This is a genomic window from Massilistercora timonensis (assembly GCF_048354975.1).
In the GTDB taxonomy this organism is placed as follows: Bacteria; Bacillota; Clostridia; order Lachnospirales; family Lachnospiraceae; genus Massilistercora; species Massilistercora timonensis.
In genome coordinates this window covers 1-23,745 of sequence record NZ_DBGCJQ010000013.1, presented here as the reverse complement: position 1 = coordinate 23,745, position 23,745 = coordinate 1, and the positions used below count along the sequence as shown (strand labels likewise).

At 54.4% G+C, this 23,745-nt stretch carries 21 protein-coding genes; 4 read left to right on the top strand and 17 right to left on the bottom strand.

Going from position 1 to position 23,745, the window contains the following annotated elements; translation table 11 throughout:
• Nucleotides 1-42: 42 nt before the first annotated feature.
• The 3 genes from ACML7B_RS00990 to cysK form a co-directional block, all read right to left on the bottom strand.
• Entirely contained in the window at nt 43-1,422 is a 1,380-nt protein-coding gene (locus ACML7B_RS00990) for an NCS2 family permease (RefSeq protein ID WP_418538945.1), read from the bottom strand.
• 90 nt (nt 1,423-1,512) lie between these two features.
• Nucleotides 1,513-3,138, bottom strand: coding sequence for a phosphoenolpyruvate--protein phosphotransferase (gene ptsP, locus ACML7B_RS00985; protein ID WP_418538942.1), 1,626 nt, complete (start codon nt 3,136-3,138; stop codon nt 1,513-1,515).
• A 20-nt stretch (nt 3,139-3,158) separates the two neighbouring features.
• Entirely contained in the window at nt 3,159-4,094 is a 936-nt protein-coding gene (cysK, locus tag ACML7B_RS00980; RefSeq protein WP_418538939.1) for a cysteine synthase A, read from the bottom strand.
• Nucleotides 4,095-4,315: 221 nt separating this feature from the next.
• Between cysK and ACML7B_RS00975 the strand changes: the two genes are divergently transcribed.
• Nucleotides 4,316-4,513 (top strand): cold-shock protein, encoded by a 198-nt coding sequence (locus ACML7B_RS00975; RefSeq protein ID WP_106788864.1) that lies wholly within the window; start codon nt 4,316-4,318, stop codon nt 4,511-4,513.
• Nucleotides 4,514-4,654: 141 nt separating this feature from the next.
• Here ACML7B_RS00975 and ACML7B_RS00970 read toward each other — a convergent pair whose 3' ends face one another.
• Nucleotides 4,655-4,861: a hypothetical protein gene (locus ACML7B_RS00970; protein WP_418538936.1), complete on the bottom strand. Its 207-nt coding sequence runs from the start codon at nt 4,859-4,861 to the stop codon at nt 4,655-4,657.
• 96 nt (nt 4,862-4,957) lie between these two features.
• Nucleotides 4,958-6,253, bottom strand: a complete 1,296-nt coding sequence (eno, locus tag ACML7B_RS00965) for a phosphopyruvate hydratase (RefSeq protein ID WP_418538933.1) — start codon at nt 6,251-6,253, stop codon at nt 4,958-4,960.
• Nucleotides 6,254-6,394: 141 nt separating this feature from the next.
• Between eno and ACML7B_RS00960 the strand changes: the two genes are divergently transcribed.
• The gene (locus tag ACML7B_RS00960; RefSeq protein WP_418538930.1) at nt 6,395-7,237 is read left to right on the top strand and encodes a YitT family protein; all 843 of its coding nucleotides are present in this window, start codon (nt 6,395-6,397) and stop codon (nt 7,235-7,237) included.
• Between the two features lie 84 nt (nt 7,238-7,321).
• On the opposite strand, the gene glmM is transcribed toward ACML7B_RS00960, so the two are convergent.
• The 3 genes from glmM to ACML7B_RS00945 form a co-directional block, all read right to left on the bottom strand.
• Nucleotides 7,322-8,665, bottom strand: a complete 1,344-nt coding sequence (gene glmM, locus ACML7B_RS00955) for a phosphoglucosamine mutase (RefSeq protein ID WP_418538927.1) — start codon at nt 8,663-8,665, stop codon at nt 7,322-7,324.
• Between the two features lie 160 nt (nt 8,666-8,825).
• On the bottom strand, nt 8,826-10,004 hold the full coding sequence (locus ACML7B_RS00950; RefSeq protein ID WP_346707856.1) for a phosphoribosylaminoimidazolecarboxamide formyltransferase: 1,179 nt from the start codon (nt 10,002-10,004) through the stop codon (nt 8,826-8,828).
• A 21-nt stretch (nt 10,005-10,025) separates the two neighbouring features.
• The gene (locus tag ACML7B_RS00945) at nt 10,026-10,739 is read right to left on the bottom strand and encodes an IMP cyclohydrolase (RefSeq protein WP_346707855.1); all 714 of its coding nucleotides are present in this window, start codon (nt 10,737-10,739) and stop codon (nt 10,026-10,028) included.
• Between the two features lie 165 nt (nt 10,740-10,904).
• Between ACML7B_RS00945 and ACML7B_RS00940 the strand changes: the two genes are divergently transcribed.
• Both ACML7B_RS00940 and ACML7B_RS00935 read left to right on the top strand, forming a co-directional pair.
• Complete coding sequence (locus tag ACML7B_RS00940) at nt 10,905-12,002, top strand: hypothetical protein (protein ID WP_418538924.1); 1,098 nt, start codon at nt 10,905-10,907, stop codon at nt 12,000-12,002.
• A gap of 154 nt (nt 12,003-12,156) precedes the next feature.
• Nucleotides 12,157-13,188: an acyltransferase family protein gene (locus ACML7B_RS00935; protein WP_418538922.1), complete on the top strand. Its 1,032-nt coding sequence runs from the start codon at nt 12,157-12,159 to the stop codon at nt 13,186-13,188.
• A gap of 4 nt (nt 13,189-13,192) precedes the next feature.
• Here ACML7B_RS00935 and ACML7B_RS00930 read toward each other — a convergent pair whose 3' ends face one another.
• The 9 genes from ACML7B_RS00930 to ACML7B_RS00890 all read right to left on the bottom strand — a co-directional run.
• Complete coding sequence (locus tag ACML7B_RS00930) at nt 13,193-13,795, bottom strand: DUF3841 domain-containing protein (protein WP_418538919.1); 603 nt, start codon at nt 13,793-13,795, stop codon at nt 13,193-13,195.
• Nucleotides 13,796-13,817: 22 nt separating this feature from the next.
• On the bottom strand, nt 13,818-14,138 hold the full coding sequence (locus tag ACML7B_RS00925) for an MGMT family protein (protein ID WP_418538916.1): 321 nt from the start codon (nt 14,136-14,138) through the stop codon (nt 13,818-13,820).
• Nucleotides 14,099-15,436 carry a replication-associated recombination protein A gene (locus ACML7B_RS00920; RefSeq protein ID WP_418538913.1) on the bottom strand — a complete coding sequence of 446 codons (1,338 nt, stop codon included), beginning with the start codon at nt 15,434-15,436 and terminating at the stop codon, nt 14,099-14,101. Before ACML7B_RS00920 ends, ACML7B_RS00925 begins: the two co-directional genes overlap by 40 nt.
• An 18-nt stretch (nt 15,437-15,454) precedes the next feature.
• Entirely contained in the window at nt 15,455-16,270 is an 816-nt protein-coding gene (gene thiD, locus ACML7B_RS00915; RefSeq protein WP_418538911.1) for a bifunctional hydroxymethylpyrimidine kinase/phosphomethylpyrimidine kinase, read from the bottom strand.
• A 16-nt stretch (nt 16,271-16,286) separates the two neighbouring features.
• Nucleotides 16,287-16,973 (bottom strand): HAD family hydrolase, encoded by a 687-nt coding sequence (locus ACML7B_RS00910; RefSeq protein ID WP_418538908.1) that lies wholly within the window; start codon nt 16,971-16,973, stop codon nt 16,287-16,289.
• Nucleotides 16,955-17,596 (bottom strand): thiamine phosphate synthase, encoded by a 642-nt coding sequence (gene thiE, locus ACML7B_RS00905; protein WP_418538904.1) that lies wholly within the window; start codon nt 17,594-17,596, stop codon nt 16,955-16,957. Before thiE ends, ACML7B_RS00910 begins: the two co-directional genes overlap by 19 nt.
• Nucleotides 17,583-18,413: a hydroxyethylthiazole kinase gene (gene thiM / locus ACML7B_RS00900; protein ID WP_418538901.1), complete on the bottom strand. Its 831-nt coding sequence runs from the start codon at nt 18,411-18,413 to the stop codon at nt 17,583-17,585. The genes thiE and thiM overlap by 14 nt, the downstream gene beginning before the upstream one ends.
• A 5-nt stretch (nt 18,414-18,418) precedes the next feature.
• Nucleotides 18,419-22,027, bottom strand: a complete 3,609-nt coding sequence (addA, locus tag ACML7B_RS00895; RefSeq protein WP_418538898.1) for a helicase-exonuclease AddAB subunit AddA — start codon at nt 22,025-22,027, stop codon at nt 18,419-18,421.
• 2 nt (nt 22,028-22,029) lie between these two features.
• Nucleotides 22,030-23,745 (bottom strand): PD-(D/E)XK nuclease family protein (locus tag ACML7B_RS00890; RefSeq protein ID WP_418538895.1); only part of this gene is annotated, 1,716 nt, incomplete at its 5' end.

Sequence of the window (23,745 nt, the reverse complement as noted above, 5' to 3'; positions counted from 1 at the left end):
CAGGATCCTGCGGAGACAGGGATTTTTTTGTTCTGAATTATTCTACAGGAACAGGTACTTCAGTACGAACAGCACTGCCAGCACATACATCAGCACGCTGATCCGTCCTTTTGCCTTACCTGTTACCAGGTTCAGCACCACGTAGGAGATCACGCCCATGGCGATTCCTTCGGAAATGCTGTAGAAGAACGGCATGGCGATGATACAGATATAGCAGGGGATCGCCTCCGCCAGATCATTGAAATCAATATTCACCACGTTGGTCAGCATATAGAATCCAACCACTACCAGAGCCGGAGCTGTGGCAAAGGACGGGATCGCCAGGAAGATGGGTGAGAACAGGAGCGCCACGCCAAACAGGATGGCTGTGGTGATGGATGTAAGACCTGTTCTTCCTCCTTCGGTGACACCGGAAGCACTCTCCACGAATGTAGTAACAGTGGAAGTACCCAGAACCGCGCCTGCAGTGGTGGCTACCGCGTCCGCCAGGAGCGCTCCCTTGATCCGGGGCAGCTTCCCGTTCTCATCCAGCATATTTGCCTTGGTAGACACGCCGATCAGGGTTCCAAGGGTATCAAAAATATCTACAAACAGGAATGCGAAGATCACTACCAGGAATTCCAGAGAGAAGATCCCGTCAAACTGCAGTTTTCCGAAGATCGGGGACAGGCTTGGGATAGCCAGTCCATTGCTGAAATCCGGAAGCAGGCTATAAAAACCAAGCTCCCCGTTGGGCACATAGAGTCCTGCCAGCTGGCAGATGATCCCAAGAAGCCAGGTGATCAGGATCCCCCACAGGATATTTCCCTTAATATTCTTGATCACCAGGATCCCGGTGATCAGGATGCCGATCACTGCCAGGAGCACTGTGATCCCCACATCGTTGAAGCTTGCCTCCACACCATTAAGGGTGTTGTAATCTTCTACAGAGAAGAGCTGCAGCAGGGTGGAGCCTCCGATCACGATCTTGGCGTTCTGCAGTCCGATAAACGCGATGAAAAGACCGATACCTACGCTCACCGCCGCCTTCAGGTTCATGGGGATGGCGTTGAAGATGGCCTCCCGCACATTGGTCAGGGACAATACGATAAAGATGAGACCTTCAATAAATACGGCGGTCAGAGCCGTCTCCCAGCTGTATCCCATTCCCAGCACTACCGTGTAGGCAAAATAGGCGTTCAGGCCCATGCCCGGAGCCAGGGCAAAAGGATAATTTGCAAAAAGAGACATGAACAGCGTACCCAGAAGAGAAGCCACTGCGGTAGCGGTAAATACCGCTCCCTGGTCCATTCCCGTCTCGCTTAAGATACTGGGATTGACCGCCAGGATGTAAGCCATGGTCATAAATGTGGTGACTCCGGCAAGGATCTCTGTCCTGGCGTCTGTGCCGTTTTCTTTCAGTTTAAAAAGTTTTTCCAGCATGTTTTCCTCCTTCGTAACTCTCATTCTTTTAACAGACAACAAATTTATTTTAACAAAACACGCCCGCAATGTAAATGCGTTGTTTTGCTGTTACTGGATCTCCCGGATCCGCTTACGTAAGCTAAGTACTTCTCCCGGAGCCACGGAAAGCTCATCAATGCCGATCTGAAGGAAGAATTCCGTCATCTCCGGATCTGCAGCCAGGTCGCCGCAGATACTGATCCGCTTATTCTCCAGATGAACGTTGTTGGCCACGATCCGGATCATCTTAAGAAGCGCCGGATGATGGGGGTTGTAGTAAGGTTCCAGGCGCTCGTTTCCCCGGTCCATGCCAAGGGTAAACTGAGTGAGGTCATTGGTCCCTATGCTGACAAAATCCACTTCTCTTGTCAGCTCCCCGCTGATCATCACTGCCGCCGGCGTCTCGATCATCACGCCCACCTCAATCTTCTCATTATAGGGGATCTTCTCTGCCTTCAGTTCTTTGCCCGCTCTTCCAAGGAGCAGCTTTGCCCGTTGCACTTCCGCCACAGAGGAGATCATAGGGAACATCACCGACAGGTTTCCATAGAGGCTCGCCCGTAAGATGGCCCGCAGCTGAGTCATAAAGATCTCTTCCTTATCCAGGGAGACCCGGATCCCCCGGACTCCCATGGCAGGATTTTTCTCGCCGCCCAGGTCCAGGCAGTCTGCGATCTTCTCGCCGCCCAGGTCCGCCGTCCGGATCACCACTTTCTTGCGTCCCATAGATTCCGCCGCCAGCTTGTACGCCTGGAACTGCTGCTCCTCTGTAGGCAGCTTCCCGCCGTTTTCCATATACAGGAACTCGCTGCGGAACAGCCCTACGCCCCCCGCGTCGCTTCGCAGTACGCTCTCAATGTCTTCCCGGCTTCCGATATTGGCGCAGATGTCGATCTTCTGACCGCTCTGAGTAATATTCTCTTTTCCTTTCAGACGCTCCAGGTTCTGGATCTGCGTCCGGTTCTCACTTTTGCGCTGTTTCATCTTCGCAAGCGTCGTCTGATCCGGCTCAATGTAGATCTTTCCCTCAAATCCGTCGATGATGATAGTCTTCCCGTCGTAGTCATTCTTCAGGGCCTCCCCAAGACCGATCACAGAAGGGATATTCTTGGTCCGGGCGATCACCGCCGTATGGGAGTTGATGGTCCCGTAACGGGTGACAAAACCCAGTACTTTTGATTTATCCAGCTGCACCGCCTCACTGGGATACAGTTCAGAAGTCGCCAGGACAAAGGGCTCATCGGTCAAAAGACGGTCCTTCCAGTTCCTGGATAAGATCTGCAGAAGCCGCAGCGCCACATCCTTCACATCCGCGCCGTGTCCCTGGAGATATTCTTTTCCTTCTCCTTCTACGCCTTTGAGGATTTCTTCCGCCGTGGTCTGCACCGCATACTCCGCGTTCAGCTTCTCTTCTACCACAATGTTGACCACTCGGTCCATGAACTCCTCTTCCTCCAGGATCTTCTGCTGCATCTCAAAGATGGCTGCGTTGGCTTCTCCCACTTCCCGGATGGAAGTCACATACAGTTCCTTTAACTCTGCCATTGCTTTCTGTCTGGCTTTCTGGAACCGCTGCACCTCTTTCTCCACGTCCTTTACATAGATCCGCCGGTTCTCCCTCTCATCCCGCTTATAGAATACAAGCTTTCCGATCACGATCCCTTCTGAAACCTTTTTCCCCGTCAGTGTAATCATAAATTTTTCCTCTCTTTCGTTTATCCCTCTTGGAACAACGGTGTAGACAAGTACCGTTCCCCGGTGTCAGGAAGCAGTACCACAATAGTCTTCCCTGCATTCCCTTCTTCTCTGGCCATCCTAAGCCCCACAGACAATGCCGCTCCGGAACTGATACCCGTCAGGATCCCTTCCCGCCTTGCCAGCAGCCTGGCCGCCTCGTAAGCTTCTTCTTCTTTTACCGGGATTACCTGATTATAGATCCCTGTATCCAGGATACTGGGAACAAATCCGGCTCCGATGCCCTGCAGGCCGTGAGGTCCGGGCTCTCCTCCCGACAATATGCAGGAGCCCTTGGGTTCTACTGCCACGATCTGGATCCCGGGCTTTTTCTCCCGCAGGAACTTCCCGGTTCCGGTGATGGTTCCGCCGGTTCCGGCTCCCGCCACGAAGATGTCCACTTCGCCCTCTGTATCTTCCCAGATCTCCGGGCCGGTAGTCTGGTAATGAGCCATGGGATTGGCCGGGTTGTCAAACTGCCCCAGCACGACCCCGCCGTCAATCTCACGAGCCAGGCGGTCCGCCTCTTCAATCGCCCCTGCCATTCCTCTGGCTCCCGGCGTCAGAACGATCTCGGCTCCATATCCCTTCAACAGCTTCTGACGCTCCACGCTCATAGTCTCCGGCATGGTGAAGATCACCCGGTATCCTCTGGCTCCGCCGATAGCCGCAAGTCCGATCCCGGTATTGCCGCTGGTGGGCTCGATGATCACCGATCCCGGCTTAAGGAGTCCTTTCTCCTCCCCGTCCCGGATCATGAAAAGCGCGGTCCGGTCTTTCACGCTTCCCGCCGGATTGAACAGTTCCAGCTTCACCAGAAGCCTTGCCTTAAGGCCTTCTGCCTCCTCGATCCGTTTCACTTCCAGAAGCGGCGTGCGCCCTACAAGTTCTTCTATTTTCTCAGCGATCTGTCTCATAGTCATCCTCCTTGTTTTCCGTCATCGCAGTTTCTTTTCTGATACATATTTTACCCTAAAATCCTTATTCCTACAATTGTAGAGAATATTAAAAACAATTGTCGAATCCATTGACTTTTTTATAAATATATGCTAAGGTGACAGCGTGTTATCTACCAATATTCAGGCAGATAGTACAGCTTCTTAATTTTTTTACATTTTATTTTTATGGAGGTATCACGATGAAGGGTACAGTAAAATGGTTCAACAACCAAAAAGGCTACGGCTTTATCTCTGACGAGGCCGGCAACGACGTATTCGTACACTACACAGGGTTGAACATGGAAGGCTTCAAGTCTCTGGAAGAAGGCCAGGAAGTAGAGTATGACGTAACTGAAGGAGCTAAGGGACCCCAGGCAGTCAACGTAACAAAACTTTAATCCCTCACACTAATCAAAATGGATGTACCTTTTATAATATATAAAACAGATTATGATTTAGATATTTAAAAGCACTGCATGAAATGAGATTACGAAAGATGGTGGATAACTTCCGTTATCCACCATCTGTGCATTCGGAACCTATTTCCACTCCATTGCCCTGCCAAAGGCTCCTTCATGGACCTTCTCCACGGGAAGATTCTCCAGTTCATAGGCCGGTCCGTGTTCTGCCGGCATCCCCAGGACCAGAGTGGCTTCCAGCTTGCAATTCTGGGGATATCCCAGAAGATCTCTTAAAAACTCTTCGGTGTCTCTCCCGTCCTCAGCCTTCCTCAGTCTCCCCTGCACCCAGCAGCTTCACCCTGCCTTCCCTCTCTGTCCCCTATTATACGCCCTCTATCCGGCGATTGACAAGGAAAGAGTCCGGAAAACCTCCGGATTTTACTAAAACGGACTTTTGTACTCTCCGATCTCCCCCAGTCTCTCCTCGATCCGCAAAAGCTGATTATATTTCTCCACCCGCTCACAGCGGCAGGGCGCCCCGGCCTTGATCTGTCCGGCATTAAATCCCACCGCGATGTCCGCGATGATCCCATCCGCCGTCTCTCCGGAGCGATGAGAGACTATAACACGGTATCCTGCGTTTTTCGCCAGTTCAATGGCATCAAAGGCCTCTGTAAGGGTTCCGATCTGGTTCACCTTGATGAGGATCGCGTTCCCCACCCCTTTTTGGATTCCCTGCTCCAGTCTTTTCCGGTTGGTCACAAACAGATCGTCCCCCACCAGCTGGACGTTCTGGCCCATTCGGGTAGTGATAAGTTCCCACCCTTCCCAGTCTTCTTCATCCAGGGGGTCTTCTATGGATAAGATGGGAAACGCTTCTGTCAGTTCCTCATAATAATCGATCATCTCTTCCGCCGACCGGATCACTTTCTTCCCGGTTTTTTTACTCTCCCCCTGGAATACATATTTCTTAAAGTCCGGATCATAAAGCTCAGATGCTGCCGCGTCCAGCGCCAGCGCCATGTCCTTCCCAGGCTGCAGACCTGCTCTTTGTATCGCTTCTGTCAGGGCGGCCAGCACTTCTTTGGCATCTCCAAGGTCCGGCGCAAAGCCTCCTTCATCCCCCACGGAAGTGGCGTGTCCTCTCTCTTTCAAAAGTTCTTTCAATTCGTGATAGACTTCCGCGCACATCCGCAGCCCCTCCCGGAAACAATCGGCTCCCACGGGGAGGATCATAAATTCCTGGATGTCAATGGTGTTGTCTGCATGTCTCCCCCCATTGATCACGTTCATCATGGGCACCGGAAGCCTTTTGGCGTTGGTTCCCCCAAGATAAGAATAAAGGGGCATGGCAAGGGCGGCCGCTGCAGACCGGGCAGCCGCCATGGAAACCCCCAGCATGGCGTTGGCCCCCAGATTGGATTTGTCCGGGGTCCCGTCCAGGCGCAGCAGAACTCCATCCAGAGCCGCCTGGTCAAACACATTCATACCGATGATCTCCGGCGCGATCCTGGCATTTACATGCTCTGCCGCAAGACGGACTCCCATTCCCCGGTACCGTTTCTCTTTGTCCCGCAGCTCCACCGCCTCAAACCGTCCGGTGGAGGCGCCGGAGGGGACCCCGGCTCTGCCGCAGAACTCATCCCCTGCCAGTACTTCTACTTCTATGGTAGGATTCCCCCGGGAATCCAGGATTTCTCTTGCGTATATGTCCGTGATCGGTAAATATCTATACATGTCCTTTCCTCCTTCATGACAGATATTATATACCGATTCCGGATTTCTGATTCCCGGCCTCAGGATCTCGTTGACTTTTCCCTGCCGTGGGGATACAATGGTCACGATTACACAACAGATATTCCGTAAGGAGGAATTCTTATGATGTCACAGTCAAAAAATTTCGCGCTGCTGACCGGCAGCACCCTTCTGATCGCTGTCGGAACCTACTTCTTTAAGTTCACCAATAACTTCACCTTTGGCGGGATCACAGGTCTGGCTGTCCTCGTGGCCAAAAGCGGACTTATTTCCGCCGGTGATTTCAACTTTATCGTCAATATGCTCCTTTTACTTGTGGGCTTTCTCATCCTGGGGAAAAATTTTGCTGCAAAGACTGCATACTGCAGCATCCTGCTCTCCGTAGCCCTGTCGCTTCTGGAGCGGATCTGCCCTATGAACGGCCCTCTCACGGACCAGCCTATGCTGGAGCTGGCCTTCGCCATCGCCCTTCCGGCTCTGGGATCCGCAGTTCTTTTCAATATCGGCTCTTCCAGCGGCGGTACAGACATCATCGCCATGATCCTGAAGAAATATACCAGCGTTGACATCGGGAAAGCACTTCTTATCACCGATTTCCTCATCGCCCTGGCAGGTTGTTTCGTCTTCGGTATCGAGACCGGACTCTACTCCTTCCTGGGACTTGCCGTCCGCTCTTCCATGGTAGACGGATTTATCGAGAGTCTGAACCTGTCCAAATATTTCAATGTAGTCTGCAGTAATCCGGAACCGATCTGCCGCTTTATCAAGGACGACCTTCACAGGAGCGCCACTGTAGTAGACGCCAAGGGCGCCTTCTCCGGGGAACAGAAATACCTGGTCCTCACCGTCCTGAACCGTTTCCAGTCTGTGCGGCTTCGAAATTATATCAAGGCAGAGGCGCCGGATGCATTTTTACTTATCTCCAACACCAGCGAGATCATAGGAAAAGGGTTCCACTCCTTTTAGAGTGGAACCCTTTTTTTCATTGGGGACAGGGTATTTTCAATCTGGGACGTGGTATTTTTAAAAATACCACGTCCCCAATTACAATTATGCTTCCAGGCCCTGCGCCTTAATCACGTCAATTACCTGATCGACATATTTCCCGCAAAGTTCATCGGTGGATGCCTCCACCATCACACGCAGCACCGGCTCTGTGCCGCTCTCTCTTACCAGGATCCTTCCGTCGTCGCCAAGGGCCTGGGCCACTGCCTCTACGGCCTTGACTACCTCCGGATTCTCCCGGGCCGTCTTTTTATCCACAACCCGCACGTTCTTAAGAAGCTGGGGATAGATCTTCACCGGCTCTGCAAGCTTGGCCAGGCTCATCTTCTTCTCCAGGATCACTTCCATCACCATGAGAGAGGTCAGGATCCCGTCTCCGGTGGTGGCGTGCTTGCTGAAGATGATATGGCCAGACTGCTCTCCGCCCAGGCAGAAATCATTCTGCACCATATTTTCATAGACATATTTATCGCCCACTGCGGTCTTCTCGTACCTGATCCCCGCCTTGTCGCAGGCTTTGTAGAGCCCCAGGTTGGACATGATGGTGGTCACGATGGTGTCGCCGTTCAAACGGCCGTTTTCTTTCAGATATTTTCCGCAGATATAAAGGATCAGATCTCCGTCCACCACGTTGCCGTTCTCATCTACCGCGATGCACCGGTCCGCGTCTCCGTCAAAGGCAAATCCCACGTCCAGCTTCTTCTCCCTGACAAACTGCTGCAGTACCTCAATATGCGTTGACCCGCAGTTCGTGTTGATATTGGTTCCGTCCGGCTCGCTGTTGATCACATAAGTCTTTGCTCCAAGGGCGTCATATACGCTCTTGGCAATGGCAAATGCGCTTCCGTTGGCACAGTCCAGGCCGATGCGCATATCTTCGAAGGAACGGGTGGCCAGTGAGATCAGATAGCCGATGTAACGGTTCCGGCCTGCTGCGTAGTCCACGGTCCGTCCGATATCATCCCTCTTGGCCAGCGGGATCTCTCCCATCTCCCCGTCGATGTAGGCCTCGATCTTCTCCTCTACCTCAGCCTCCATCTTGTGTCCCTTGCCGTTGATGATCTTGATCCCGTTGTCATAAAAAGGATTGTGGCTGGCCGAGATCATGATCCCACAGTCAAAATCTTCCGTCCGGGTTACATAAGATACACTGGGAGTAGTGGTCACGTGCAGAAGATAGGCGTTGGCGCCGGAGGCGGTAAGACCGGCGGACAGCGCATCCTCGAACATATAGCTGCTGCGTCTGGTATCCTTCCCGATCACGATCTTTGCCTTGTGATCCTGTCCAAAATACCATCCCAGGAATCTTCCCACCTTGAAGGCATGTTCTACCGTCAGGACTACGTTTGCCTCCCCGCGGAAGCCGTCCGTTCCGAAATATTTACCCATAAAATAATATCCTCGCTTTCATTTGTCTGATTTACCGTTTTTTTTGCACAATCAATTCATGCCTTTCCTATTATATTCCAATTCTTCGCTCCTCACAACCTTTTTTACAAAAAAGAAACGTAGTATTTTCGAAAATACTACGTTCCCGATCAAGATTAAATTAATGATGGAACAGCCGGATCCCGGTAAATGCCATCGTCATCCCGTACTTATTACATACCTCGATCACGTTGTCATCCCGCACGGAACCACCTGGCTGGGCCACGTACTGAACACCGCTTCTGTGGGCCCTTTCAATGTTGTCCCCGAATGGGAAGAAGGCATCGGAACCAAGAGACACGCCGGTGAGCTTGTCAAGCCACTCCCGCTTGGCCTCCCGGGTAAATACCTCCGGTTTCTCCTTGAAGATAGCCGGCCATGCATCGTCGGAAAGCACGTCCATATAGTCCTCTCCGATATACAGGTCAATGGCGTTGTCCCGGTCCGCCCGGCGGATGGAATCTACAAAAGGCAGGTTCATCACCTGTGGAGACTGGCGCAGCCACCAATTGTCTGCTTTGGAACCGGCCAGACGGGTACAGTGGATCCGGGACTGCTGCCCGGCGCCGATACCGATAGCCTGTCCGTCCTTTACAAAGCATACGGAATTGGACTGGGTATATTTCAAAGTGATCATGGAAATAGCAAGGTCGATCTTCGCCTCTTTTGGCAGTTCCTTATTCTCCGTCACGATATTGGCAAAAAAGTCATCGTCGATCTTCAGCTCATTTCTCCCCTGCTCAAAGGTGATCCCGTAGACGTCCTTGTGCTCCAGGGCCGCCGGCTGATACTCCGGATCGATCTGGATCACGTTGTAGTTCCCTTTCTTCTTCTCCTTCAGGATCTCCAGGGCTTCCGGCTCATATCCCGGCGCGATCACGCCGTCGGACACCTCCCGCTTGATAAGCTTCGCAGTATCCACGTCACAGACATCGGACAGGGAGATAAAGTCTCCGAAAGAAGACATCCGGTCCGCGCCTCTGGCTCTTGCGTAGGCACAGGCCAGGGGAGAGAGCTCTCCTAAGTCATCCACCCAGTAGATCTTCGCCAGAGTGTCGGAAAGAGGCAGTCCCACCGCCGCTCCTGCCGGGGAAACATGCTTAAAGGATGTGGCCGCCGGAAGGCCGGTGGCTTTCTTCAGTTCGCTTACCAGCTGCCAGCCGTTGAACGCATCCAGGAAATTGATATATCCCGGGCGTCCGTTCAGCACCTGGATGGGCAGCTCGCTTCCGTCTGCCATATAGATCCGGGAAGGTTTCTGGTTGGGGTTACATCCATATTTCAGTTCTAATTCTTTCATCCTGATTCCTCTGCTCCTTTTCTATTTGTTTTTATTTACGATCCGGGTCTCATAATTTCCGGAGGCAATATCAATATACCGCACAAAAAGAGATACCTTATTCTCCTCATTCAGGCTGTTCCACAGAAGATCGGTAAATGCATCGATCTCATTCTCCACCGCGATCCGCTTGGGCTCTCCTTCAAAACTTGGCAGCGGATCCCCGTCGCACTGATAAGTGTGGATGAAATGTCCTTCCCCTGCCGCCGGCTTCTCGTAGGCAAAGGTATACCGGCAGCACCCTTCCGGGCGTCCGTCATTGCTTTTGAGGATAGACATGGCGTAATTATAGCTTCCATTCTCAATATGCATGATCCCGGAGATCCTGGGCGTATAATTGGGCGCGTCCGGCTCAAACTCCCTGCTTCGCAGAGACTGCTCAAAGGTCATCTGCCGGTCCATCCCCTCGTAGATGGTATCCGTCTGGTCTCCGTTGGTCACGATGGTCTTGTTGCCCAGCACCCGCACCGGTGCGTAGATAATAAGGCTGGGATCTGTCAGCTTGGCCGGGTCAAAGGCCTGGGTGCGGATCCCCTCCCCGTCTTCTACAAAGATCCTGTTCCTGCTGTTCTCGCTGCGGCCCATAATGAAATATGCCGCCACTGCCTTCTTCCCGTCCGGGCTCTTCCCAAGGATGATCCCTCTGCCGGGATAAGCATTCTCTCTCAGTTCCTTCTCGATCGACCGTATCTGCATAAGCGCATCTCCTTTATGATTCATAAAAATTTTATGCTGCCGCGGATTTCTCCGCTTTCTACTCATTATATATAACTCCCGCTTCTTTTTCAAGCTATTGCCACCCGCCGGCGCCGGATGGTACAATAAAAACAGATCTTTTATCATAAAGAGAGGGGGATATCTATGAGAAAACGTTTTCATTTTCGTGTCCTGCTGTTTCCGGCGCTGCTTGGCCTTCTGTTGCTGGCCGGCTGCGGCGGCAAGTCCGCGGATCAGTATGTGGGTGAGCAGATCACAGCCATGAAGGAAAAAGACCCTGGAGCCTTCACATTTCTTCTGGAACAGGGGATAACCGAGAGCAACGCTCTCTACACCCTGCAATTTCCGGAGGAACTGCGGACTCCCACCCTGGATTTCCTGCAGGAGGCCTTCCGGACCATGGAATTTGAAGTGACAGAGGCAAAGGAACAGTCTGACAGTCAGTATTCTGTGGACATTGCGTTTACTCCCATCGACATCGCTGCCACAACTTCCCAGGCCCGGGATACACACCTTGCCTCCATGGCCTCCCCGGACCTTACCGCCGAGGTAAGCGCCCTGTATGAAGAAAGCGCTGCCGCTCTTGAAGGCGATCCCCAGTTTCAGGAAGAAATCCGGGTAAGCCTGATGGTGGAAAAAACAGAAGATGGTTTCGCCTTTGCCCCGGATCAGCTTCTCACTTTCCTTCAGGAAGCACTGCCCGGCTATATGCAGCCCTACAACTCTGTATGCGAGGTCCTTGACGCCCGGGACTTTATGCAGTCCTATCTGGATGCTTCTTTTAAAGGAGATGTGGCCCAGTTCGCCCTGCACACAGACCGCACGAAAGAAGAAGCCCTGGAATGGTATGAAGCCGACGTCTTTACCCCGCCCGCCGACTTAAGTTCTGCCTATCACGACCGGTACAAAAAGGCACTTAAAGAAATCATGAAGCAGTGCAAATACACCGTGGGTATCCCGCGCAAAGAAGCCGGCCTCTACAGTTATACCATCGACATTACGGTGACGCCCAACAACAGTCTTGTAAAAACCTTTGACAAGATTGAAAAGGGCACCTATTATTCCCTGGACGCTGTGTCAAAGGATCTGGTGGAGACCATGGAAAGCTATGCCAAATCTCCTGCCTACGGGAAAGAGACCACTCTCTCCATCCCCTTAAATATGACGGAGCTTCTGGCCGCCGGAGAGGCAGATTCCACGTTCACCAACCTGTCTCTTACCATCCTTCCCGCCCCGCAATAAGGCGCGCCCGGCAGGTTTTAACTATTTTGTTACAAATGTTTTAAATATTTCTTACATTTTTAGATATTTTTAATCTTGTTTCCACTACTCCCAAAGTGTAGAATAGAGACGCTGAAAAAATCGGACTTATTTTACACTTTGGGAGTAATCTTTTATGGAAACAGTGAAAAAACAACGGGATTATTTATACGACAACTACAAAGCGTTTCTGATCTTCCTTGTGGTGATCGGGCATTTTATCGAGCCCGCATATACGAATAATGAATTTCTCTATACACTGAAATGGTTTATCTTTGCATTCCATATGCCGGCTTTTATCTTTATCTCCGGCTATTTCTCCAAACGGGAGCTGCCCTTTAAGGACCTGGTATGCAAGCTGGCCGTTCCCTACCTGGTATATGAAGTGATCTACTATCTTCTTTACACGGTGTTCCTTCATAAACCCGCCACTTTGGACCTTCTGTGCCCCAAGTTCTCTCTGTGGTACATTCTTGCCCTGTTTGTATGGCGGGCGGCAACTCCTTATGTGAAGAAGATCCCGCACCACATGATCCTGGCCATCCTCGCAGGCCTTCTGATCGGCTGTTCCGGGATGAAGGATAATTTCTTAAGCATCCCCAGGATCCTGGTCTACTATCCCTTCTTCCTGGCCGGCATTCATTTCCAGAAGGAAATGGTCGCCCGACTCAGAGACCGGACCATCCAGCTCCTGTCAGCCTGCGGCATCCTGCTTTTTACCGCATTTCTGATCTTTGACCCCTTCCACAAGGCTCTTCCTGTGAAGATCCTCTACGGAAGATACAGCTACGATACACTGGGCCAGACCACTCTGGAAGGTATGATCTGCCGCCTGGTCTGCTACGGCATCGGGTTCGGCCTGACCTTCGCCTTCCTGTCCATCATGTGGGCAAAACAGGGACGGCTCTCCTACATCGGCACCCGCACCATGGGCATCTATCTGTTCCACGGGCTCATTTGTTCCTGCCTGAAGGGTACGCCGCTGTTGAAAAATGTGGACACTCTGCCGGAATCCCTGCTCCTGGTCGCAGGAACCATCCTGCTGACCTTATTCCTGTCCGCGCCCCTGTTCACGGATTTTACCAACAAGGTGGCAGGCTTTCGGTTCCCTGCGGGAAAGGCCATTTTGGTTCCGGGATTGCGCGTCAACCGCAAAAAATACGTATAGGAAACTATGGTTTGATCTCTTCTCCTGGGTGGACGATCTGTCTCACCCAGGATTTTTTTATCTCCCAGAGGTTGCCGCACACATTGAAGATGGTCCAGTTGTCGATCTCGAAGATCCGCTTCCAGCTCTCCCGGATCCGCTGCTCCTCTTCCGGATATTTTCCCTGGTACTTCCCGGCCAGGATCTCAAACCGGTTGGGCACACCCAATTCCTTCAGATGCTGCCGGTAAGCCGCGTCGTCTTCTTCATCCTTAGGCAAATAGATCCGGTTCAGCACGTAATCCCATTTCACATCGTCAAAATAGATCACCTGGGACTCCGGGACCTCCAGCACATACACCACGGTCCCCGGAATCGGCTTCAGACAGTTCTCCACGCTGATGGAGCACCAGATGGGCGCCTTCACATCCTCCGGCTTGGGAACCCGTTTGGCGGCCTCCCGGGTAAACCAGTCGTAACTCTCCATGAAAAGAGGCGCGATATCCCCAAAATGCAGCTCCACATACGCCCGCTGGTTGATCACACGTCCGTCCCGCTCCAGCTGATATAAAGTCTTATCATTCTGTCTGGTGTAAAGCTTCACCGTCTTTTTTTCCGTCTCTCCCATCCTTCTTCCTCCTTGCCGGATCTCAAAAGATCCACTTCTTCCACTGAAACTCTTCCATATCTACAAAGCCGTCCCGGACCTGGACCCCTTCTTCCCGCAGACGTCTGGCCTGCCGGTTGTCCGGCCCCGGGCCAAATGCCGGTGAGATCCTCCCTTCCTTTGTCACCACCCGGTGGCAGGGGAGATCCCTGTCTTTTGGCACTCCGTGAAGGGCGTATCCTACCACCCGGGCCCAGCGCCGGTTCCCTGCAAGAGCCGCCACCTGCCCGTAGGAAGCCACCTTTCCTTCCGGGATCTTATCGATCACTTCGTAGATCCGTTCAAATGCGTTTTTTTCTTCCACTCCTGAATCTCCTCCAGACGCTTTCTCACCTGCTCTTCCTTCCCCTGGCTGGTCGGGTGATAGTAAGTCCGCTCCTCCATCCCCTCCGGCATGCACTGCATGTGAGTCAGCTTCTCCTCTGTATCATGGGCGTACTCATATCCCTCGCCATAGTGAAGCTCCTTCATAAGCCCTGTGGGGGCGTTCCTGAGCCACAGCGGCACCGCTCCCAGCCGCTTCTCCTTCACATCCCGCTTGCAGGCCTCACAGGCCGTGTAGAGGGCATTGGACTTGGGCGCCATGGCAAGATAGACTACCGCATGGGTCAGATGTACGTCACATTCCGGCATTCCCAGGAAATGGCAGGCCTGATAGGCCGCCACCGCCACCTGAAGGGCCCCGCTGTCCGCCATCCCCACATCCTCGCTGGCAAACCGGATCAGCCGTCTGGCGATATAGAGAGGATTCTCTCCTCCCTCCAGCATCCGGCACATCCAGTAGATCGCCGCGTCCGGATCACTGTTGCGCATGGATTTGTGCAGGGCGGAGATCAGATTGTAGTGTTCCTCCCCGTTCTTGTCATAGAGAAGGGACTTCCTGGTGATACACTGTTCCAGCCCCTGATCTGTAACCTCAACCCCTTCCGCTGTGATCCTGGCGTTGAGCACCGCCATCTCCAGAGTATTCAGGGCAGTCCTTGCATCCCCGGCGGCAAACCGGGCGATGGCGGTAAGCTGATCCTTTGAGATCGCAATATGCTCCCCCGGGAACCCGGCCGGGTTCGCAAGAGCCTGCTCCAAAAGCCGTACCAGATCCTTCTCTTCCAGAGCCTTCAGAACAAACACCCGGCACCGGGACAGAAGCGCGCTGTTGATCTCAAAGGAAGGATTCTCCGTGGTGGCCCCGATCAGGATGATGCTGCCCCGCTCCACATAGGGAAGGAACGCGTCCTGCTGGGCCTTATTGAACCGGTGGATCTCATCCACGAAAAGCACGGTCCGCCTTCCCATCCGTCGGCTCTCCTCCGCCTGCCGCATCACATCCTTGATCTCCTTGATCCCGCTGGTGACTGCGCTGAAATTAATAAATTCCGCCCGGGTCTTCCCGGCGATAATGCTGGCAAGGGTAGTCTTCCCCACTCCCGGAGGACCCCAGAAGATCATGGAAGAGATCTGATCCTTCTCGATCAGCTGCCGCAGGATCTTTCCTTTCCCCAGCAGATGTTCCTGCCCCACAAAGGAATCCAGGCTGTCCGGGCGCACCCGGCTGGCCAGAGGGATCAGTCCCTCCTGATTGTCAAATAAGGTCATCTGTTCCATAAGATCACCTCCGTAAGATCACGCTTTCTTTGCCGTCTCCATATATTTCCCCGTAAGATCGAATCCATGGTCCATGGGACCGCTTCCCTGCCCCAGATCCAGCATGGCTCCCAGGGCTCCCGAGATATAGTCCTTGGCCCGCTCCACAGACTCCTCCAGGGAGAAGCCCTTGGCCAGATTGGAGGCAATGGCGCTGGACAGTGTACAGCCGGTGCCGTGGGTATTGGGATTATCGATCCGTTTTCCCCGGAACCATCTGGCGCCTCCCTCCCGGTAGAGAAGGTCATTGGCGTCATTTAACTGATGGCCGCCCTTCAACAGCACCCCGCAGTGATAGGTCTCGCTGATCCACCTGGCCGCTGTCTCCATATCGGCTTCCGTCTTCACCGGCATCCCGGCCAGGACCTCCGCCTCCGGCACGTTGGGGGTGAGCACCGTCGCCATGGGAAGCAGCTCTTCCTTCAGGGCAAGGACTGCTTCATCGCTGATCAGTTTTGCCCCGCTGGTGGCCACCATCACCGGATCCACCACAATGTTCTCCGCCTGATACTCCTTAAGCTTCCCTGCGATAACACGGATCAGAGAACTTGCGGACACCATTCCGATCTTCACCGCATCCGGACGGATGTCAGTAAAAATATTGTCCAGCTGCTCTCCCAGAAATTCCGGTGTCACTTCCATGATCCCGGTAACCCCTCTGGTGTTCTGAGCTGTCAGCGCAGTCACTGCGCTCATGGCGTACACCCCGTTGGCCAGCATGGTCTTAATGTCCGCCTGGATCCCGGCTCCCCCGCTGGAATCACTTCCTGCTATCGTTAACGCTGTTCTTCTCATCTTTCCTTCGTCCTTTCTATCCAAAATAATTCCAGAACTTCTCCTGCTCTGTCAGATCCAGGAGATAGATCTCCGCCTGCTTCCGCAAGGCCTCCTGGTCCCTTGCGCTGAACCGGTCAAAGACACCAAGTGTGTGGAACCCTGCCGCTTTAGCCGTCTGCAGGGCAAAAAGAGAATCTTCCAGCACGACACATTCCTCCCTCTGGCAGGAGAGCATCTTCCTTGCCATATCATACACCGCCGGACTGTTCTTTCCTTCCCCTGCCTCCCCGCAGGTGGCGATCCCCCGGAAGAACTGCCTGATGCCAAGCCGTTCAAATGCCGCTTTGATCTGTTCCTTATCGCTGGAAGTAGCCGCCGCCATGGGGATCCCCCGGCGGGACAGTTCCGTAAGGAATTCCCGGGCTCCCGGCTTCATGGGCGCTTCCTTCAGATAAAAATCCCGCACCACAGCCAGGACTCCTCCTTCGATCTCTTCCGGCTCTTCTGACAATCCATAAGTCTCCTTCAGATAGGCTGCTCCCTCCCGGAGGGTCATGGGAAATAAAATCCGCCCCAGATCCGGCCCGGGATCTCTCCCAAGGCTTCTCAGATAACGGGCTCCCGCCTCCTCCCAGATGGCCATGGAATCTAAGACCACTCCGTCCACGTCAAAGATCACGCCCCGGATGGGGACTTGTCCTTCTAGCTTTCCACCATGCACCGGACTGCCTCCTTCAGTTTCCTGGTTCCTTCTTCAACATCTTCCTGGGCGAAGATGGCGCTGATCACTGCCGCGCCGCAGACCCCGGTTCCTGCCAGCGCTCCCACATTTTCCCGGGTGATGCCGCCGATGGCGATCACCGGGATGTGGACAGCCTGACAGATGGCCTTCACAGTCTCATGGTCTACTTCCGATGCGTCTGCCTTTGATCCTGTGGCAAAGACCGCTCCCACTCCCAGGTAGTCCGCCCCGCGGCTTTCTGCCAGAAGCGCCTGCTCCACCGTCTGAGCGGACACGCCGATGATCTTGTCCTGCCCAAGCCGGGCCCGCACGTCTCCTGCCTCCATATCGCTCTGTCCCACATGGACGCCGTCCGCGTCCACCGCCTGGGCGATATCCACATTGTCGTTGATCACAAAGGGAACTCCATACCTTCCGCAAAGTTCCTTGATCTCTCTTGCTTCCTCCAGGAACCGTTCTTCGTCCAGATCCTTCTCCCTGAGCTGGACGAAGGTAACCCCTCCTTTCAGAGCCTCTTCCACCTGGTCCGTCAGACGCCGGCCTCCAAGCCAGCGCCGGTCCGTCACTGCGTACAGCAGCAAATCTTTCTTATCGCACTTCATAGTCTGCTCCTTTATCCAATGTCTCACGATCCATATTGTAGATGGCGTCGATGATCCGGTTCCGGTAAGTGGCGTTGCCGTCCCCCGGCTGCATGTGGGCCCAGCCGATCTCGCCTGCCAGTCCCATGGCGCACACCGCGGCGGCCGCCGCCTCAAGCTTCTGATCCGGATTGGCCACCAGGAACGCCGTCAGCATCCCGGAGAGCTGGCAGCCGGTCCCTGTGATCTTACCCATCTCCGGCCGGCCGTTTCGGATCACATAACAGGTCTCCCCGTCGCTGACAAGATCGATGGCTCCTGTGATGGCTATTATGGTTCCCGCCTTCCTGGCAAATGCTTTGGCAAATGCCACGCCTTCCTCCAGGTTCTCCTCGGTCACCGCATCCGCTACATCTGCGTCCACCCCTTTGGTGGTGCCGCTCCCTTTGGCCAGCGTCTTGATCTCCGAGATATTTCCCCGGATCACGTCGAAACGGATCTCTTCGGTCAGAAGCACCGCCGTGCTGGTGCGCAGATCACTGGCTCCGGCTCCCACCGGGTCCAGCAGCACCGGATGCCCCATCTGGTTGGATCGCTTCCCCGCCTTCAGCATACCCTCGATGCTCCGCACATTCAAGGTCCCGATGTTGATGTTCAGCCCGCCGCAGATGCTGGTGATATCCTCCACATCCTGAGGCTCGTCCGACATGATGGGGCTTCCCCCGCAGGCCAGCAGCACATTGGCCACATCATTGACTGTCACATAGTTGGTGATATTGTGCACCAGCGGCGCCTTGTCTCTTACATTCTGCAGATATATTCCCAGCAATCTCTTCATCCTCCTTATAGTGTGATCGTCTCGCCCAGTGTGAACGAATAGATCACCTTTTCCTTTACCTTTTTCCCTGTCAGCTGTTCCAGCGCTCTCCCGTAATAGTCCAGCTGCGCATGATATCTTTCTGTCAGCTCTTCCGCCCTGTTTACCCGGTCTGTCTTATAGTCCAGCACCACCAGCCCGTCTTCCTCCTGGAAATACACATCGATAATCCCCTGCACCAGCACCAGTTCCTCTTCCCGGCTGTCTCCGTAGATCTCCCGGTCAGGGATCCCCAGGACAAAGGGCTGCTCTTTCCAGATCCGCCCTTTCCGGGCCGCCGCTCTTAATCGCTGTCCCAGAGAGCTCTCCAGGACTTTCCGGATATCTTTTACCCGGATGCAGTCCGCCATCTCCTCTGAGATCCTGCCTTCCTCCCGGAAATCCCGGATCGCTTCTCTTACTTCCTCTTCTGTATAAGTTTCAGACAGATCCAGAAGCTCCATCACCCGGTGATAAGCGGTTCCCCGGGAAGCCCCTGTCAGTTCCTCCGACTCCTCCAGGAACCTGGGGATCAAAGGGATAACCTCCGGCTCTTCATATGCCGTCTCCCCCAGTTCTTCCACGTCCGCCCCTTCTTCCATCAGGTACGCCCGCTTCTTCAGCTCAGACACCGTGAATTTCAACTTTCGCTCCAGCACCCCTTCGTAGGGATACTGATAAGTAAACTGCTGCTCCAACTGTTGCCGGACCGCCGGTTCATACACCTGGTCCGCATCCCAGTTTTCCAGCATCTGACGCCGGATCACATCCGCCGTCTCCTGCAGCACTTCTCCCTCAGTAATATCCCCAAGATCCAGGATCCTTACATCCACAGGGCTTTCTGCCGGCATCCCTGCCAGCGCCGGAAGGAGCCAGTCCCACCAGGTGACCGCCCTGCTTAATTTCCCATAGGGCAGGGCGCCTTCCCTTCCCTTTTCTTCCCGGACCGCCACGGCAAGCTTTTCTTCCGCCCCCGGAAGGATGCCGCTGATGATCAGCTTCTCCTTCGCCCTGGTAAATGCCACATAGAGCACTCGCAGCTCCTCCGCCAGACTGTCCAGGACTTCTTCCTTCTGGATGATCTTCTTGATCAGGCTGGGACTTTTGGTTCGCTGTGTCAGGTCTACCGCCTCCAGACCGATCCCCAGGTCCGCATGGAGCGTCACCATGCTCCTTGCATCCTGCAGATTGAACCGCTTCCCCATGCCTGCCACAAATACGATGGGGAACTCCAGCCCCTTGCTCTTGTGGATCGTCATGATCCGGACTGCATCGGATTGCTCGTCCTCCATATTTGCTTCTCCGTAATCCACGTCATATTTCTCCAGCTGCCGGATATACCGGATAAAATGGAACAGACCTTTATAGCTGGTGGCCTCGAACGAACGGGCCTTCTCCACCAGCATTTCCAGGTTGGCTCTCCGCTGGGCGCCCCCCGGCATGGCTGCCGCATAATCCCCGTACCCGGTATCCTCCAGCACCATCCGCAAAAGCTCATGCATAGGCGTATAGGAAACCCTCTGCCGCAGCCGGTCCATAGTTCCCAGACAATTCTCCAGCTTCTCCCGGATCCCGGCGTCCTCTCCCTCACTCCGGTAGAGTGCCGCCGCCCGGTGGAAGGGGATCTTGGGCCAGGCACACCGGATCTTCGCCAGTTCTTCTGAGTCAAGTCCTCCTATGGGGGAAGCAAGGACCGCCGTCAGGGGGATATCCTGCTGTCGGTTCAAAAGCACCTGCAGATAATCCAGTACCAGGCTCACCTCCTGGGCGGAGAAATATCCCTCCCGAGTGCCCACATGAGCCGGGATCCCTTCCCTGGCCAGCACAGTGGCAAATACCTCAGCCGTTCCCTGGATGCTGCGGGTCAGGATCACCATGTCCCTGTAGCGGGCAGGACGCATAGTCCCGCTCTCCTTGTCCATCACCTGCTGCCCGGCCAGAAGCCTTTGGATCTCCCCGGCGATGCAGCGGGCTTCCAGCTCCCGGTCAGAAGGACCTGCCAGGTACGGATCCGCCTCCGGCAGTTCCGGATCGATCAGCAGAACCTCTGTATGGAAGTCTCCCCCTTCCGGGTAATCCGCCCCCACATAGAGCGCCGCCCGGTCATCGTAGGCAATCCCCCCCAGTTCCCGGCGCATAAGCTTATGGAAGAACAGGTTCACGCTGTCCAGCACCTCCCGGCGGCTGCGGAAATTCTTGTGAAGGTCGATCCGCTGCCTGGGGCCGTCCGCAAGGTCATAGGCGTCGAATTTCTCCATAAACAGTTCCGGTCTGGACAGCCGGAAACGGTAGATGCTCTGTTTCACATCCCCCACCATGAAGATATTATACCGGCCTTCCCGGATCCCGGAAACGCTGGTCAGGATCTCCTCCTGGATCAGGTTGCTGTCCTGGTACTCATCGATCATGATCTCCTGGAACTGCCGCTGATATTCCACCGCCACATCCGAAGGCACCCGCTGCCCCTCTTCCATTCTGGTCAGGATCCGCAGGGCATACTGCTCCATATCGGAGAAATCGATCAGGTTGCGGGAACGTTTCTTTTCCTCAAACTGCCGGGCAAAAAGCTTCACCAGACGGGCAAGCTCTTCCATATAAGGCCTGCAGATCCCAAGATCCTGTAAGATCTCTTCCGGATCCTCGTAGAAATACTGGGCCGCCAGATCCTTCACCAGGTCTTTTACCCTCGCCCGGAGCTCTTTTACCTGCAGGATCTCCTCCTGGGATACCTCTTTCTTCCGGTTGACCCCCAGCTTCATCCATGCCATTTTCTCCAGCTCTTCTGCCAGCTCCCGGTAAGTCTTCGCTTTCAGGAATCTTTGGACCATCCGCAGATCCTCCTCCAGCATTTCCTGATAGGCGGACGGCCCGTCCGGTTCCTGACAGATCCGGATCCCTGTTTCCAGAAGATTTTTGGCGTCACTTAGGATCTTGCTCCCATTTTCCATAAGAAGGGAAAGATACCGGGTCTTCTCCAGCTGCTCCAGCGTCTCCGCCCTATAAGCCTCCACGCAGGCGTCAAGCCAGCCGTCCCCGTCTGGATAGCTTCTGGAGAATTCATAGATCTTCAGGATCAGATCCTCCAGCTTCTTGTCACTTCGCCCCGTCCCGTAAGCGCCTACAAGATCCAGGAAGGCCTCCCTGCCCTCTTCATACTGCGCTTCCAGAAGATCTCCCAGCACTTCCCGCTCCAGAAGCTTTAATTCTCCCTCTTCCCCGATCCGGAATCCCGGATCCAGGTCGATGGCATGAAAATGATCCCTGATCACAGAGAGACAGAAGCTGTGGATGGTGGTGATCTGGGCGCTGTGGATCAGAGTCGCCTGGCGCTGCAGGTGTTCAGACTCCGGCTGCTCTGCAAGCTTTGCCTCAATGGCGTTCCGGATCCGCTCCTTCATCTCCGCCGCGGCGGCTTCCGTGAACGTCACCACCAGAAGCCGGTCCACATCCAGCGGTTGTTCCGGATCGGTGAGCATGGAAATGATCCGTTCCACCAGGACTGCCGTCTTGCCGGAACCGGCAGCGGCGGACACCAGGATATTCCGGTCCCTCAGATCGATCACTTTCTGTTGTTCTTCCGTCCACTGCACTCCCATAACTACCCTTCTTCCTGTCTCTTTTCTTCCAGATGTCTTCTGTTCTCCCGGAAGGCGCGCATCCGGACAAGCGCTTCTTCCCGGCTCAGTTTCCAGAGATCCTTATATCCATATCCCGGGATCTTTGGATCAAATCCGCAGATATGCCGGTACCGGCAGTAATCACAGCCGGTATCCTGACCCCTCCGGTAAGGCTTTGGCCCGATCTCTCCTTCCAGGATCCTCCGGTGGCTCTCCCGGACTTTCTCCGCCGCATAGTCCATCATCACCCGGAAATCCTCGCCCGATACTGCGCGGGAAGTCCTGGAAAGACTCCCATCCTTATTATACTTCACCGGAACCGCCAGGGATTCTCCTGCCCCTGTCCGGTCCAGATGGATAAGGGCGTCCTCTGTCAGGTTCACGATCCCGTCCGGCCGCAGTTCCTTTAAGAAAGCCTCCTCCAGCTCCTCCGGTCCGGCTCCTCTCTTCCGCTCGATCAGCGGATCCCAGATCCGATAGTAGAACACTCCCGCAGGAATCACCTGGCATTCCGGATGCCGCTTCTTCTCCCGGCTTACAGCCGCCCCCATATAAACCATCAGCTGCAGCTGCAGGCCATAGTACAGAGCTCCCGGGTCAAAGGCTTTCAGCCCGGTCTTATAGTCCAGCACCTTGACGTAGATCTTGTCCTCTTCCCGGCACAGATCCACCCGGTCGATCTTGCCGCCCTCAAACCGCTGCTCATAAGCCGCCGGACGGAAATCTCCCGCCTTAAGCTGCCGGGTCAGCGCCCACACCGTCCGCTCCAGCATTCTCTGAATGCGAAGGAGCAGTGAGCCATTGCGGGCGGAGCTGTAAAGGATCGAGTTCCCGTAACCTGCCGCTGCTTCTTCCACACTTTCACGGATATATTGTTCCTGCTCCTCCTTTGGAGTAGAAATCCATCCCTTTCCGGTCTGTTCCACTTTCCTGGAGTAAAGCTCCAGGGCGCTGTGACAGAGATTCCCCAGATCCACCGCTTCAAATTCATACTCCTGGCGCTCCTTAAGTCCCAGTCCGTAGGACATAAAATGAGCATAAGCACAGGAAGAGAACTGCTCCATCCGGGTGATACTGTCCGGAAAGCCCTCTCCGTAGAGCTTCTCTGCCGTCCTGCGGGTCAGTCCGTCCGCCGGGCAGTGATAGCTGCCAGCTTCCACCAGACGGTCCGCCTTCGCCTTCCAGAGGGGCTCCTTCTGATACCAGGTATACAGCTCCTGCCACGCCGGATCCATCCCGGTTCCCTCTCCCTGCAGTCCCCGGATCAGCCAGTCCACCCCGGCGCCTGCAGTCAGCTCTTTTGCGCCGATCCCCTGTTTCTCTTCATCCTGCACCTTAAGTCCTGGATAAAGCTTCCGGAATTCCTGGATCAGATAAGCAGGACGCAGGCTCTTTCCGTCCTGCGAAACCTTGCTGTAACAGATCTCCAGCCTTTCAGAAGGTTTGGTGAGATTCATATAAAGATAAAACTTCTGGATATAGGCCTGTTCTTTTCCCCCTGGCGCCAGCATAAGATGCTCCCGGCCAAAGACCTCCCGGTCCCGCTCAGAAAGAAGTCCCGTGCGTCTGAGCGCTCCCGGCAAATGGGTGTCGTTTGCCCCCACAAAAAACAGGACCTTAATATCCTTCAGACGGGTTCTTTCCATATCTCCTGCCACCACCTGGTCCACGCCGGGAGGGATCACTCCAACCCTGGC

What these genes read in the sequence shown, in the direction of transcription:
- thiE (WP_418538904.1), bottom strand. Translation starts at nt 17,596, where the DNA reads ATGAAGTGCGATAAGAAAGATTTGCTGCTGTACGCAGTGACGGACCGG.
- ACML7B_RS00975 (WP_106788864.1), top strand. Translation starts at nt 4,316, where the DNA reads ATGAAGGGTACAGTAAAATGGTTCAACAACCAAAAAGGCTACGGCTTT.
- thiD (WP_418538911.1), bottom strand. Translation starts at nt 16,270, where the DNA reads ATGAGAAGAACAGCGTTAACGATAGCAGGAAGTGATTCCAGCGGGGGA.
- ACML7B_RS00945 (WP_346707855.1), bottom strand. Translation starts at nt 10,739, where the DNA reads ATGCAGATACGGTCGATCGAGAAGGAACTGAGAGAGAATGCTTATCCC.
- addA (WP_418538898.1), bottom strand. Translation starts at nt 22,027, where the DNA reads ATGGGAGTGCAGTGGACGGAAGAACAACAGAAAGTGATCGATCTGAGG.
- ACML7B_RS00930 (WP_418538919.1), bottom strand. Translation starts at nt 13,795, where the DNA reads ATGGGAGAGACGGAAAAAAAGACGGTGAAGCTTTACACCAGACAGAAT.
- ACML7B_RS00935 (WP_418538922.1), top strand. Translation starts at nt 12,157, where the DNA reads ATGGAAACAGTGAAAAAACAACGGGATTATTTATACGACAACTACAAA.
- ACML7B_RS00920 (WP_418538913.1), bottom strand. Translation starts at nt 15,436, where the DNA reads ATGGAACAGATGACCTTATTTGACAATCAGGAGGGACTGATCCCTCTG.
- eno (WP_418538933.1), bottom strand. Translation starts at nt 6,253, where the DNA reads ATGTATAGATATTTACCGATCACGGACATATACGCAAGAGAAATCCTG.
- ACML7B_RS00950 (WP_346707856.1), bottom strand. Translation starts at nt 10,004, where the DNA reads ATGAAAGAATTAGAACTGAAATATGGATGTAACCCCAACCAGAAACCT.
- ptsP (WP_418538942.1), bottom strand. Translation starts at nt 3,138, where the DNA reads ATGATTACACTGACGGGGAAAAAGGTTTCAGAAGGGATCGTGATCGGA.
- cysK (WP_418538939.1), bottom strand. Translation starts at nt 4,094, where the DNA reads ATGAGACAGATCGCTGAGAAAATAGAAGAACTTGTAGGGCGCACGCCG.
- glmM (WP_418538927.1), bottom strand. Translation starts at nt 8,665, where the DNA reads ATGGGTAAATATTTCGGAACGGACGGCTTCCGCGGGGAGGCAAACGTA.
- ACML7B_RS00960 (WP_418538930.1), top strand. Translation starts at nt 6,395, where the DNA reads ATGATGTCACAGTCAAAAAATTTCGCGCTGCTGACCGGCAGCACCCTT.
- ACML7B_RS00940 (WP_418538924.1), top strand. Translation starts at nt 10,905, where the DNA reads ATGAGAAAACGTTTTCATTTTCGTGTCCTGCTGTTTCCGGCGCTGCTT.
- thiM (WP_418538901.1), bottom strand. Translation starts at nt 18,413, where the DNA reads ATGAAGAGATTGCTGGGAATATATCTGCAGAATGTAAGAGACAAGGCG.
- ACML7B_RS00990 (WP_418538945.1), bottom strand. Translation starts at nt 1,422, where the DNA reads ATGCTGGAAAAACTTTTTAAACTGAAAGAAAACGGCACAGACGCCAGG.